This is a genomic window from Paenibacillus polysaccharolyticus (assembly GCF_023714295.1).
GTDB lineage: Bacteria > Bacillota > Bacilli > Paenibacillales > Paenibacillaceae > Paenibacillus > Paenibacillus polysaccharolyticus_A.
The window spans coordinates 260,412-274,842 of the sequence record NZ_JAMAUN010000006.1; the positions used below are offsets into that span (position 1 = coordinate 260,412).

11 protein-coding genes are annotated in these 14,431 nt (G+C 48.0%); 1 reads left to right on the forward strand and 10 read right to left on the reverse strand.

Annotation, left to right across the window (positions count from 1 at the left end):
* Positions 1-541 precede the first annotated feature (541 nt).
* A complete protein-coding gene (locus M3629_RS16680) occupies positions 542-1,819 on the reverse strand; it encodes a S1C family serine protease (protein ID WP_251508510.1) in 1,278 nt (425 codons plus the stop codon).
* Between the two features lie 597 nt (positions 1,820-2,416).
* Between M3629_RS16680 and M3629_RS16685 the strand changes: the two genes are divergently transcribed.
* On the forward strand, positions 2,417-2,629 hold the full coding sequence (locus M3629_RS16685; RefSeq protein WP_251508512.1) for a hypothetical protein: 213 nt from the start codon (positions 2,417-2,419) through the stop codon (positions 2,627-2,629).
* Here M3629_RS16685 and M3629_RS16690 read toward each other — a convergent pair.
* The 9 genes from M3629_RS16690 to M3629_RS16730 all read right to left on the reverse strand — a co-directional run bounded on the left by M3629_RS16690 (position 2,598) and on the right by M3629_RS16730 (position 14,096).
* Positions 2,598-3,404, reverse strand: coding sequence for an MBL fold metallo-hydrolase (locus tag M3629_RS16690; RefSeq protein ID WP_251508514.1), 807 nt, complete (start codon positions 3,402-3,404; stop codon positions 2,598-2,600). The two genes, M3629_RS16685 and M3629_RS16690, sit on opposite strands and share 32 nt — an antisense overlap.
* 6 nt (positions 3,405-3,410) lie before the next feature.
* Entirely contained in the window at positions 3,411-4,154 is a 744-nt protein-coding gene (yycI, locus tag M3629_RS16695) for a two-component system regulatory protein YycI (protein ID WP_251508643.1), read from the reverse strand.
* 521 nt (positions 4,155-4,675) lie between these two features.
* Positions 4,676-5,956, reverse strand: coding sequence for a YycH family regulatory protein (locus tag M3629_RS16700; protein ID WP_251508516.1), 1,281 nt, complete (start codon positions 5,954-5,956; stop codon positions 4,676-4,678).
* Complete coding sequence (gene walK / locus M3629_RS16705; protein ID WP_251508519.1) at positions 5,940-7,790, reverse strand: cell wall metabolism sensor histidine kinase WalK; 1,851 nt, start codon at positions 7,788-7,790, stop codon at positions 5,940-5,942. Before walK ends, M3629_RS16700 begins: the two co-directional genes overlap by 17 nt.
* Entirely contained in the window at positions 7,790-8,512 is a 723-nt protein-coding gene (gene yycF / locus M3629_RS16710; RefSeq protein WP_251508521.1) for a response regulator YycF, read from the reverse strand. Before yycF ends, walK begins: the two co-directional genes overlap by 1 nt.
* 290 nt (positions 8,513-8,802) lie before the next feature.
* A complete protein-coding gene (locus tag M3629_RS16715; RefSeq protein WP_251508523.1) occupies positions 8,803-10,335 on the reverse strand; it encodes a peptidoglycan DD-metalloendopeptidase family protein in 1,533 nt (510 codons plus the stop codon).
* Positions 10,336-10,799: 464 nt separating this feature from the next.
* Positions 10,800-11,564 (reverse strand): class I SAM-dependent methyltransferase, encoded by a 765-nt coding sequence (locus M3629_RS16720; protein ID WP_251508645.1) that lies wholly within the window; start codon positions 11,562-11,564, stop codon positions 10,800-10,802.
* 397 nt (positions 11,565-11,961) lie between these two features.
* Positions 11,962-12,648 carry a hypothetical protein gene (locus tag M3629_RS16725; protein ID WP_251508525.1) on the reverse strand — a complete coding sequence of 229 codons (687 nt, stop codon included), beginning with the start codon at positions 12,646-12,648 and terminating at the stop codon, positions 11,962-11,964.
* A 161-nt stretch (positions 12,649-12,809) separates the two neighbouring features.
* Positions 12,810-14,096, reverse strand: a complete 1,287-nt coding sequence (locus M3629_RS16730; RefSeq protein WP_090923571.1) for an adenylosuccinate synthase — start codon at positions 14,094-14,096, stop codon at positions 12,810-12,812.
* Positions 14,097-14,431 lie beyond the last annotated feature (335 nt).

Consider the following 14,431-nt stretch of genomic DNA (forward strand, 5'->3'; position numbering starts at 1 on the left):
GTTATTTGCAACAACGATCTATGTAAACACATTAAGAACAGTTTACCACACAGACACATATATGTATCTGCGCCTTTCGTTTCAAGTCTTTCTATCTATATAAATTGAACTAAAGGTTTTACACAATCCACTCCGATGACAGAATAACCTGGAGAGTAGCTGTTATCCCCAGATTTTTTTTAATTCCCTTTTCCAAAGGGAAAATCCGGTGATAAGCGTATGCTTCCGATGTAGCTTTCTTGCAGAAAGCTTTCAGGCGAGCGCTTCGCTTTTCCAGGTTTTTTCTGTCCTCTTCGTTAACGTGTAAAAGAATAGTTCAACTTATATAGTTGTGTCCTGCCCTACCCTTAGCTTCTACCTCATGCCCCATGAACATAAAAAGAGTGGTCAGATATTCTGATCACTCTCTCTACTCTCATCTTGTCTCATGATCACTTTATCAGTATGACCATGTTCCATGACATATGATCATTTCAGTGAAAACAACCTGCACATCTTACCCTACTGTCACAGCCCCACAAACTTCATTAGCTCGGCAGTCTTACTCCGGTTTATCGGTCAGCTTCACAGAGATCTTCTCCGCTTTACCATCCCGATAGAACGAAATCTCTAGGGTATCGCCGATCTTTTTCTTATCGTACAGGAATTTCCGCAGGTCCAGCGTGGAGGTAATTTTTTGCCCATCAAATTCCGTAATCACATCGTTCAGCTTCATACCTGCCTCGGATGCCGGGCCGGAAGCCTCTAATACGACTACACCGCTATCCACGTGGGATGGCAGTTTGAGGTCCTTGCGCTGATCATCATCCAGTGGAGCATACGGATTGCTCAGATCAACGGTGTACACGCCAAGATAAGGACGGGATACTTTGCCGTTCAGCAAAAGGGAATCCACCGTTTTCATCACTTCGTTCATCGGAATCGCGAAGCCGAGACCCTCAACGCCGGTATCCGAAATTTTCATCGTGTTGATGCCTACAACCTTGCCGTTCAGATCAACCAGTGCTCCGCCGCTGTTGCCTTCATTAATGGCTGCATCTGTCTGAATAACGTTTTGCTCCCAGTCGTATACCCCGTCCTGATTAATCGATACGGGCAAAATCCGATCCGTATAACTAACGATCCCCGATGTCAGCGTACCACCAAGACCCAGCGGATTACCGATTGCCAGTACCGTCTGGCCGCGTTGCAGCTTGCTGGAATCACCGATTTCCGCCGCGGCTCCTAGGCCTTTATCGTCCGTTGATAGTACCGCAATGTCGCTCACCCGGTCTTTACCTACCAACTTGGCTTTATGTGTTTCCCCGTCCACCGTCACGATCTCCAGATCACTGGCACCTTCCACGACGTGGTGATTGGTCATAATGTAGGCTTTGCCATCTTCTTTTTTGAAAATAACCCCGGACCCCAGCGCGGAATCTTCCATCGACAGGCTGCTGCCTGTTTTATGATTCACGATGCTGACGACCGAAGGACGTACTTCTGCCGCAGCATTGATGATGCGGTCATACGGGTCAGCGACCTGTGCGGTCTGTGCAGTTCCACCACCTTGACCTGCCGCATTCGCCAGAGGCAATTGAGATGCAGGCTGGCTGATGAAGCTGAACAGCGTGACCGTCACGATGGAGCTGATTACCGAACTGATCACGGCTACCTTAACGGTAGAACTGAATTCCGAGCGCGATTTACGCGGATTGCTCCAGCGATCACGTGCGCGTCTTCCGCCTCCCGGGCGGATGATCTGAAGTTTGCCTTTCTGTTCAGGTTCGGCGCGTCTTGATACCTTGGTTGAATAAAAATCGTCTCCAAACAATCCCATCGTGATCCTCTCCCCTTCGTTGTCACGCATCAAGACCCTGACTGCCGCCCAAGTTATAACATGGTATAACGATAATCGTCTACGTTACCCCATGCCTTTTTTGCATTTTCACAAAATGGTCTTGCACATCGCCGCATCCCGGAACCAGACCGGGAACAACGTATATATACAACAGGATGGCACTGCATCCGTGTGCTCTATCAATTATGCTCTCGCCTATTGCGAGATTCGAGATTCCATTTCATACGCAAAAACAGCCAAAATCATAATACTCCTTATATACTAAACACTTTATATCCCAAAAAGTTGCATAATTACGTAAATAAACGTAAATTTTCGCGATAACTCCCTTAACAATAAAGGTTCATACTATCTATCACCACAAAACGGGGTGTGCTAAGCGCAGTTCTCTCGAATTCATTAAACTTTTTCAAGCCATTTCCACTCCGAGTTCCAGGCAAAAGAGGGTCAGTTTCAGCATACACATCCTGCCCAGAGAATGTTAGCGGCAAAAAGAGGAATGTTTTCCCCCCAGCCTGACTACAATAATAGTAAAAGAACAATTCAAAGCTTCATAGAATGAAGGAGGATTCCCCAATGGAACGTACACGAACACTCACGGCTATGGACGAAGTTCATATGGCGGCCAAGCTGGCTGATCTCAAAGAAGAACATTACTGTAACACACTGGCGCTCAGCACCATCATTGAACTGCTTATCGATAAAGGCATCCTCACGCGCGAGGAAGTGGAGCGCAAAGCCGCCGAACTGGACAGCTTTATGGCTCACCCACCCTATCCCATGGTGTAGGTCGATCATAATACGTATCACAGAGCTTGAACTCATGATCCCGATAAAAACAGCCGCGGCTTTCCATCGCGTCACGCACCGACATTTTAGCCAAATCCATCATATTATGATCCCGGCTGAGATGTGCCAGATACGTTCGCTTGATGCGTCCGTTCATCAGTTCACTAAGCGCCGCACCCGCGGCTTCGTTCGACAAATGCCCGATGTCACTCAGAATCCGGCGCTTGGTGTTCCACGGATACCGCCCCATGCGCAGCAATTCGACATCATGATTCGCCTCCAGCACGAGCACATCCGAGTCCGAGATCGCATCGCGAACCTTGTCGCTCATATATCCAAGGTCTGTTGCCACGGATAGCTTCTCGCTGCCATCGTCGAACGTGTAACCTACCGGTTCAGCCGCATCGTGCGAAATGCCGAACGACTCTACGCGCAGCGAGCCAAAATCATGCTTTTCACCCGTTTCAAAAATCCGCCGGTTCTCCTCCGGAATCGCTCCGATCGACTTCTCTAAAGCCGCCCACGTATTCGTATTTGCATAGATTGGTAAATTATATTTCCGAGACATCGCGCCTAGTCCTTTAATATGATCCGAATGTTCATGTGTCACCAGAATGCCATCCAGTTCGATTCCCGAAATCTCCCGTTCCAGAAATAATGCCTCCAGCCGCTTCGCGCTAAGACCCGCATCAATCATGAGTGAGGTCCCCCCATGCTGAATGACTGTGGCATTACCTGTCGAACCACTGGATAACACCGTAAAATATATCCCCATAACGCATTACTCCCCTGGTTTATCTGACTTGGGACTGAATACATCCCCGCTGATGCCCTGCACGTACAACACTTCGCCACTTTCCAGCACGAACCGCCATGCCGGCATCGCTACCTGTATATCTGAATTGAACAACTGGCCGTAGTAGCCCAGCTGTATGTCTTTCACAATTGCATTGTTTGGCAAAAAGTTTTCGATCAGCGTTCCCAGCGCCTTTGACGCCGGAAGTACCTGCTGATCGCTCTCCTCGGCGGTGGTAATCCGCACGGGAGTCTGATGATAACCCGTGATTTTCTGATCGCTGTAGAACAGCTCCAGACTCACGTTAAAGAGCGGCCATTTGCCGTCCACCAGCGGGTGGAGCACAAAAGCCCCATCTTCCGCCATCAGCTGATCCAGCCGGTACGTGCCGATTTGCGGAATCTCCGCCTGCAGCGCGTCCGCGAGCTCGCTTGGCGAGAAGATCAGCTTGCTGTCCACCGGCTCCTCCAGCTCCACTTCCATACCCGACTTGTCCTCTTCGTTAAACTCATAGGACAGCTTCGGCAGCTTCGGAGTCTCATTTGGAATTGGTGCCAGCACCTGGATGCCCTTCTCTTCCATCGCCTGCTGTGTATTATCTGCGAGCGAGGTGAAGTCCAGATTGGCTCCGGCCGTCTCCCGCGCATCCATCCAGATCTGATATCCCAGCACCAGATTCAGCAGCAGAAATGCATAAATTAATACATTTTTCGCTCGTCCCCAATCCAGACCATTCACCTCCTTATTTACCTGATCGCCTAATATATCCTTGCTTCCACGTTGCCAACGCAGCCTCGTATCCTAATAACCCGTAGCCAGGCACACGTTTCGCCTTCTTGTTCAGCTACTTAGAGTTTGTTTGAGCTCGTTTTGTCTCGTTTTGGCTTATGTGACTTTGGTTTTGCTTGGCTTGGTTTGACTTGTTTTGGCTTGGCTTTGTTTACCTCTATGCCGATGGCCCCTTCAGGCTAACGATCACCAGGAACCTTATTTGCCTCATTTCAGGCTCATTTTAATTCTAACGATCAGGAGAAGCCTTATTTCGCGTAAATTCAGACTTTTCAGCCATAATTAGCTCATTTCCACCGAAATAGCGTCTGTGGTGATCGTTAGGTTTTCAAAACGTCGCAAGTCTAGCATATAACGTCTCTGGTGATCGTTAGAATTCCAGCCGCGCATAAATGCTTTCGATTTAGTCCCAGCTTCTAATTTTCCTGTTTATAGAAGGATAACATCCTTCTTGTGTTCTGCTAAGACACCGTCGTTTCCTCACCGTTGCCAAAACGGATCACCCAGACGGGGATCAGCTTCAGCCCATCCTCTATGGTAGATGGACGATATGCCGGATATACATCCACGACTTTGCGATTTCCACCAGCTACTTTGCGTATCAAGTTTTTCAGTTTATCCCCGCCGGGCAGCTTGATCGACTTCTTCGTCTCCGCACCTTCGTTGAGATATTCCAAGGACCGTTCATAACTCGACACGGTCTCCTGCTGCATCTCCATGTTGATCATGCCGAAACGGAATTGCATCGAATCTAAGATGGGAAAACTGCCGTAATACTGCTGGAACTGAAGCTGCGTTTTGTTGTCAGCCGATCTCAGCATCATGCGGGAACGTCCTTTCCAGCCCCCATGCTGATTGACGAAATCTACCGCAGACAGCGCATCCTTGGACGCATCACTCTGCCCTGCAGGCGGTGCTGCCGGGTCTGTATAGCTAATCCAGCGCTGCTCCTGCTTCACTTGCAGACTACGTTTGCTATCCGTATAGATCTCTGATCCATCCTTTTCCCGAATATTCCGGGTCATGCTCGGATCAAAAAACAGACTGCGCTGCATCTGCTCTACCGTGAACTGTCCTGTCGGCACATCCGCCTCAATCGTATCCAGTGCCTGCGCCGGAATGTAATACCCGCCTTCCATCAGCGTATATGGTGTCCAGCTCGTCCCAAAATCGACATGTTGCTGCACATCCTGCACTGTCAAATCTGCCTGGGTAGCCTCATAGACCACATCTCCCTTGGCACTGAAAAACAGCGCATGAGCCTTTGTCTCGTCTGGAGTGGTGTATATGGCAATGCGGTTGATTGTCTCTCCCTGAAAAAGCGAATCCGTGCCCAAACGCATCACGCGCTGTAACAAAGCCACCGGCATGCCTTCCTTAAATGACAATTCGAAGCCAGGGCTCTCCTTACGGATCTGGTCCCAATTCACTGACTGCACATTACGACGCTGAAAATCCTCGAACGTGCGGCCTTTCAGCCTAGAATAGATTAATTGATAGAACGTGTTGCCCGGATAGAACACCGTATGTTTATCCTGACCCAGATGAATAATCATCTGATTCGGGAAAATTAACTCCTCAATATTGCGCTCTTGACCCATATTTTCGGTCTTCACGTAGTTTGTCTCCGAGGTCACCACAGAGTCACCGCCCCCAGGAAGGCGATAGATCAGGAAGTAACTCTGGATCAGACTGGCTGCAACCAGTGAAGCGAGCACCAGAGATTTAATCCGTTCCTTCAAGGTGCTCACCTCCCTTATCACGCATTGGCAATGTGAATGTTACCGTTGTGCCAACGTCTACCTCAGACTCCAGAGAGATGCTACCATCATGAGCTTTTACAATTTCCCGGGCAATGGACAATCCAAGTCCTGTGCCCCCCATGCTGCGAGAGCGTGCTTTGTCAACGCGGTAAAAACGTTCAAATATCCGATCCAGATCACGCTGCGGAATACCCATACCTGTGTCAGATACGGAGATGGCTATTGTATGCTCATCGCTGCGCCGGGCGGCAATCGTAATGGTGCCGCCCTCCAGCGTATACTTCAGCGCATTGGATACCACGTTATCCAGGACCTGATCAATCTGATCCCGATCCAGCGGAACTGCTGGAATGTCATTCTCCACAGACAGGACAGACTGAATATCCTTCTGGTGCATCTGGAAGGAGAACCGGTCTGTCACTTCCTCCAGCATCTCCAAAATATCGATAGGCTGCTTGCGCAGCAACGCTTCTTTGGAATCCAGTCTGGACAGGTGCAATAGATCGGTCACCAAACGGATCATGCGCTCGGTCTCATTTTGAATAACACCGACAAAACGTCCCGCTAGTTGTGGATCTTCCAATGCCCCGTCATCCAGCGCTTCGGCGTAACTTTTAATCGTGGTCAGCGGTGTACGCAGCTCATGTGATACATTCGCTACGAACTCACGCCGGGAGTTTTCCAGCTCTTCCTGCTCCGTTACATCCTGAAGCACTGCAATCGTACCGGTGATTCCTAGCTCCCGCCGGTGCACGGGCGTGAACGTCATACGAATCACGACCGGCTCCTCCTGACCTGCCGGAGCAATCTGGAGCAATGTTGAGCCGGTGAAACCACTTGCCAGCACTTCCGCATCCTCCGGATCAATACCCAGCAGGACGGCAAAATGCCGGCCTTCGATATCCGATGGACGCATGCCCAGAATGCTGCTGGCACGGCGGTTAACGAGAATGACCTTGCCATACTCATCTGTCGCAACAACACCATCACTCATATTGGTCAGGATGGAGGTCAGCTTCTCCTTCTCCTCTTCGTTCTGGGAAAGAGCATCTCGCAACCTGCTGGTCATATAGTTAAAGGCCTGACTAAGCTGACCGATCTCATCTGTCCCAAATACCGGTGTCTGCTGATCAAAGTTTCCTTCCGCAACCGCGGTTGCCCGCCTCGTCACTTCCTTAATCGGCTGGGTAATTGTATGTGACAGAATAACACCTAGCACCGCCGTTAACACCAGGGCTATCAGAATACCGGAAATGAAAATCTTGTTAATGCCCTCCATCGTTGCGTACAGCTCGTTCATCGAAGCGGCGATGTAGACCGCACCAATAATTTTGCCACCGGATAATACCGGCTTGGCTACAACTTTTTTGCGAACATTATCCTCGTCTACGATGTATTCCTCATTATCCCGAATGCCTTGTAACGCACGGCTGACAACGGTCTGAGTATTTTTTCGCCCGATATAATCAGAATGTGAACTTAGAGAGGTGGTAAGAACCTTGCCACTGGCATCCAGCACCTGAATCTCGGCACCGTTGATGTTAAACAAATTGTTTACCAGCACACGCAGGTTTTCCGTTTTGTCCTCTCCAGCCTCTGCCTCTCCACCAGCCATCGTCTGACCCACTAACACCGACAGCATCTCTGCCCGTGCTTGCAAATCCTCCGTGAAGTTGCTAGTCAGCGAGTTCTTCATTGCACTTACAAAATAAACGCCGATCAATTGCATCGCAATTAGAATCAGCAGCACATATATAATAATTAATTTCGCCTGAATCGTTCGAAAGAACGAAAATTGCGAGAATCGGCCCATTATATCCCCACGCTTTTGGCACTGCGCACGAGATAACCAAGTCCCCGGCGAGTCAGAATTGTTTCCGGCTTGCTCGGATTTTCTTCAATCTTCTCCCGCAGCCTGCGGATGGTCACATCCACTGTACGCACATCTCCAAAATACTCGTATCCCCATACGGCTTGCAATAGATGCTCTCGTGTCATAACTTTGCCTGAATGCTTAGCCATATAATAGAGCAGCTCGTATTCCCGATGCGTCAGATCAAGCGGTTCCCCGCCCTTGTACGCCGTATACATGTCCATATCAAAAGCCAGATCAAACAGCCGCAGGATCTGCTTCCCTTCTTCCTCTGGCGCTTCCACAATCGTTGCGGGTTTCTGCTGTCTGCGCATCTGAGCCTTGACCCGCGCAAGCAACTCCCTTGTGCTAAAAGGTTTGGTTACATAATCATCTGCACCTAGCTCCAGACCCAGAACCTTATCGATCTCTCCATCTTTGGCTGTCAGCATAATAATGGGGATCTCCAGATGAGCACGCACCTCGCGGCATACATCCATCCCGTCCTTGCCCGGAAGCATCAGATCCAGAAGCATGAGATCCGGTTTCTCGGATAACGCCAGTTCGACCGCTCGAATACCATCAAACGCACAGATGACCTCGTATCCCTCTTTTTCCAAATTAAACTTCAGAATATCTGCGATGGGTTGCTCGTCGTCCACCACCAAAATCTTCCCCTGCATCGGCTGAATTCACCCCTATATCCTGCTTAATCCGCCACTGGCGCTGTCTCTCTAATCTATTCTATTGCTTATAATCCATATCGTGTTGTGTGTTGAATATAGTCAACGACTTATACTCTCTAGTTTAACATACCTGAGGCACCGTCACATCCCGATCCCCCTCTTGGAAGCCGTTTCCTGTAAAAATATTTCACACCAAAAAACAAGGCCAGCTATACAGCGGGCCTTGTTCTGATCTCAGCATCATGACGTGATGCCTTGTGTCCTATACTCAATCTCGTGGCCTATCTCTAATTCAGATAGGTCATTGGATTTTCTGCTGAGCCATTTTTCAAAATTTCAAAATGCAGATGTGTTCCTGTAGAACGTCCGGTATTGCCCATAACGCCAATGCTGTCACCCTTCTCTACCACCTGGCCAACATCAACGCCGATGCTATTCAAGTGGCCGTAGAGTGTTTCATATCCATTGCGATGGTTAATAATGATAACATTCCCATAACCGCTCTTTTGTCCTGCAAAAGTAACTACACCTTCATCTGCAGATTTCACATCGCGATTACCGACCAGATCGACACCTTTGTGCTGACGCCCCCAGCGTTGACCGAAGCTGCTACTCATGGTCGCATTGGATACAGGCCATGCAAACTGTCCTGTGCCTTCGCCAACCACTTTGGTTCCGCTCAAGACAACCTCAGTCACGGCTGTTTTGAGGACTTCCTGACCCAACCATTCTTCACGAACGACTTCGCCGTTTTCCTTGGTGATACGATACTGCATATTTTTCAACCCGCTTTGGCCTGGACGAACCACTTTCGTCGTACCTGCCTTCAGTTCAGCGCTTTTGCGCACCTCAACCTGTGGTTTCACTTCAATCTGCTCTACCACTTGTTCCACCGATTTAACTGTGATTGCTGGCTTCGGTACCGTCAGAGTCAACTCTTGTCCGATCTGGAGCGATGTCTCCTTGATACCCGGGTTATGTTTGCGAATCTCGCTTTGCGTAATTTCATATTTAGCTGCGATCGAAGAGATGGTATCTCCTTCTCGAACCGCGTAAATAACAGGCGCGTCTTTACCAACGGTTAAAGCTTTAACCGCCTCGGACACATCCCATATTTTATTCGGGTCCGCCTTCACCGTATCCGTTGTCACTTCTTCCTTGATGTCTACGGATTTTAACGTTGTACTCGGCCCGTTATCTTTTTTGGAGGAATTAGCCGATACCGACTTGGTTTTCAGTGAGCTTCGTACAGCCGATGCCGGTATGTATTTGCTCTGTACTTGTTGCAGGATCTTGTCTGCCGTTTCCTGATCCTTCACAATGCCGACGACTTCACCGTTCACTTTAAGCTCCACGCCTTTAGCGTAAGCCGTTAACATGTTGCCCAATTTGTCCAGCGTTTGCTCGCTGTTCACTTCGGGTTTATATGCCCTTACCGTTTCCGTTGTGATCCCGTCTGTGTTCAGCACCATCTCTGCATCCGGATACTTCTCCCGATATTCTTCGGTTTTCTTCGCGAACAGCTGCTGAAGTTGTGCCTCATTGGCAATGGTTCCAACTTCAATGCCTTTGACTATTACCTTATAATAAGGAACCGTATTGGATGCCACATATTGCTTAACTCCGAATCCAACCGATGCTGCAATCAGAATGCCACAAGTTGCGGTAATGATCCATTTGCGCGATGACAAAATTCTTTTCTTATTTGAACTGAAGTTGGACATGCTCATGCTGTTTTTGTCTTCGGCCGTCCGGTGTTCCCCGGATTGTTCGTGTACCCGGTGTTGATCCGGTTGGCGTTTGCCTCTGAAACCTTTCATGATTCTCTCCTTTTCAGTACTTCTTAATCCGCATTTTTAGTCGGACTTCACCTCACGGTGAGTCTTATGCAAGTAAGTTCATTATTATGATGATTTGAAAAAACAGGACTTTAGCTGTGCTCTTAAAAGTGTCAAAATTTTAACCTTTTATCACACCCGTATACTTTAACACAGGTTTTACAGTCATTTCAACTCTTATCCTTACAACGCAAAGCCGCGTCCTATCTGGTTTCCCTGATATATCCATTGCATAGAGCGTCTGTTCCATCACCCATTATGCCTCAACTTCAGTTATACTATGTACTTTTTATCTCAATCTAAGACTAGGTTCTAAGACCTACTGAATTGCATTCAATTTTTCATGTAAATACAAAAAAATCCCCCATCAGAGTACCTCTGATGAAGGATTAAAATCGACTTGTTCTATTCTTAGTCTGGCAGGCTCATCACGCCTAAAGCAAGATTCATTTTCGCTTATACTTGGTTGCACCTATGATAAACCGCTTTTGTTGCACTTCCCAGAATCCATGCCGCTCCATCTCCAGATGAATCTCCCATAATGGATCACGGAATCGTTCCGCCGTAAAATCAGGTACTTGCCAAGGGATGGTGTTTAGATAATAAACCAGTGCCCCGATATCATAGAAACGCTGTACAGGCGTAGCTTCACGCTGGTTCCAGATGTGGAAACCGTTTTTCACCAACTGATCTACAGCGAAATCCAGTTCCCACCCAGCATAATCAGATGGCATCGGAATGCCTAATCGATCATTAATCTCAAGGCAGTCCGACCAACCTACCTGCTGTGTCAGAAACACTCCACCTTCTGAAAGCACGCGCCAGACTTCCCGTGGATCATACGATTCATGCCGATTGAGAATTAGATCAAACTCCCCATCTGCAAAAGGAAGCTGCGTATCCTCCGTTACAGGATATACATTTACGCCTAACGGGCTAAGACGATCCTTCGCAATCGCTATATTTGGGGCATATCCTTCCGTTGCACAGGTGTATGGCGGTAACGGATACAGACTCGACAGCAGCTCGCCACCGCCTGTGCCCATATCCAGCATTCGCTTCTTATCCTGCATGCAACTCCGTGCCATCTCCCCGTAAGACCAGGGCAACATGCCACTCTGCATCCGTTCGGTACCCGTAATATATCCAAAATCCCAACCATGGAAAGGCTGTTCTGCTTCCTTCAATCCTTGCTCAAATCGTTTCTTCATTTCAGCAAGTTGTTCAGTCGGTATCATTGATGATGTATTTATCGTATTTTTAACACCTGTATTATTCGATGTATTCATAGTTATTAGGCCTCCAATAGTCCATTTTCATGCTCTTCTCCGGTATCGGTACAACGTACCTCTGGTACAAAGGCATGAACGGAGGGCCACGACTCCTCGGCCTGAGATCCGGTGTTAAGGAGAGGTTCTGTTGTTATATATCGTGTTCTTTACGGTTCATTCTCATATACTCTTCCTCCTGGGTAGGTACGTTTCTCTACTAATTCAGGCAATTATATGGGAAAAGTGTCGTGAATTTCAACATGGATGTTTCATTTATCCAGTTTAACTGGTCGTTCTAGTTGGAGGATGCAGGGCTAAGAAGTTGCAGCATGCCTACTTATTCCGCTTGCAATACTTGCATCAAATCATCGTATTCTTCACTCGTAAGATACTTCGAGATCACCTGTTCAATCTCTCGCAGTTCCTGCTCGGTCAGTCCACCCTCCATCGCTCCTGAGATCTGTTGCATTTCCTTTTGGGGTAGCTTGTTCATCAACAGCGTGAAAATACGTTCTTTTTCCTTCGTTGGCAGTTTGTCTTTGGCACCTGTAATGTCATCTGGTGTAACAATGATTGCATCATTGCCCGTCGTATCGTTACTGTTGGCTCCCTGACCACTTGGCGTGTCACCTCCAGCCGCTGTTCCGTTGCCATCTACTACTCCATTGCCAGAATCACCGCTTGTCCCTGATCCACCCGTTTCATCGTTGCTAGATGTTCCGGAGTTCGTCGTTCCGTTACCCATCACCGAAATTGAATTCTCCGGAGCTTTTTCCTCTTCCGTTCCCGTCGGCTGATCCGTAGACGTACCCCCGGACTTTTCTCCCTCACTGGACTGCTTGCTGCCCAAGGCCCCCTGGAACATACCCATCAAACCCATAGGCTGACCTTCCCACTGTATATTAAAACTAGCAAGTAATGACTTGGCATACGATTGCACAATTAAACCTGTCGTAAGCAATGTCAGTGAACTGACCAGCAACACGATAAGTACCATTTTGACAAACCACATCAGTAACTTCATCTCTGTTTCTCTCCCTCCATATACATATCATTCGTTCAACGTATATCCTGTTAGCCAGTATTGACGGAAATCTCGGGATTATATCGAAACAGACACAAAAAAACCTCCAGTCGCTGCTGGGCAGCAACAACTGGAGGTGTATCTGTCATTCAAATATCATGTTATACGTAGATTGGCAGAACCTGATTTGTCTGCTCACGGTTACGGCCTACAGAGAAGATCGCAATAGGAATGCCTGTCAGTTCAGATACACGCTTCACGTAGTTCTGTGTGTTCACCGGCAAGTCTTCCAGCTTCTTCGCTCCTGTAATGTCCTCGCTCCAACCTGGCATTTCTTCGTATACGGCTTCACATTCAGCCAGCATTTTGAGGCTTGCCGGATAGTGAGTGATAACTTCACCACGGAATTTATAACCTGTGCAGATTTTCACGGTATCCAGACCTGTCATAACGTCCAAAGAGTTCAATGACAGCCCTGTGATGCCACTTACACGACGAGCGTGACGAACAACCACACTGTCAAACCAGCCCACACGACGTGGACGTCCAGTTACTGTTCCGTACTCATGGCCTGTCTCACGAATCTGGTCGCCGATCGCATCGTGCAATTCGGTTGGGAATGGGCCGTCACCTACACGAGTTGTATATGCTTTCGCTACGCCAATAACTTGCTGAATGCGTGCTGGCCCAACACCAGAACCGATACATACGCCGCCTGCAGACGGATTGGAGGAAGTTACATATGGATATGTACCTTGGTCCAGGTCCAGCATCACACCTTGTGCGCCTTCAAACAGTACTTTTTTATTCTCATCAATGGAATCATTCAGCACAACCGATGTATCCTTCACATATGGACGAAGAATTTCTGCATAGCCGAGGTAATCTTTCAGAATCTCTTCCACATCCACCGGAGTACCATTGTATACTTGCTCGATGACACGATTTTTCTCTTTAACCAGGTGACGCAGCTTCAATTCAAAATCTTCTGCATCCAGCAGATCCACCATGCGGATACCGATCCGGGCAGATTTGTCCATGTAACAAGGGCCGATCCCTTTGCCGGTTGTACCGATTTTGTTCGGTCCTTTACTCTCTTCCTCCAGCGCATCCAGAACCATATGATAAGGCAGGATGATATGTGCACGCTCGCTGATGGACAGGTTCTTCGTTGTAAAACCGTTATCATGAATATAATTAATTTCTTCGATAAGTGCCTTCGGGTTGATAACCATACCGTTACCAATCACACAAGCTTTGTCTGTGTAAAAGATACCCGATGGAATCATCGTCAATTTATACTTTTTGTTGTCGATTAGGATTGTATGACCTGCGTTGTTACCTCCTTGGTAACGAGCCACCACATCCGCGCTCTCGGCCAAATAATCCGTGATTTTACCTTTGCCTTCGTCTCCCCATTGCGTTCCCACTACAACTACCGTTGACATAGTTAACATACCTCCGTGGGTGCCTTGCGCACCTTTGTATTGGTCTGTCCGTCCTCTATCCCGGCAGGCATGTTACGCAATAAACCGACTGAGAAGCGTGCTAACGGACAGTAAAAATGTCCTTCCGTTACATTCAAGGGAAGGTTTGCGCTGCTTTAACGCAGCAATATTAGTGTACCAGTCCCCTTTTTCAAAGTCAAATGAAATGGCGAACAATTTGATAAGCTACTAACTTAATGTTCGGAATTATGGCCGTATTTCACAGCAAAAAACCGGTGATTCCAGTCTGGTTTACGTTGACTGCATTCACCGGTACTTTTACATTTGCCTTCATT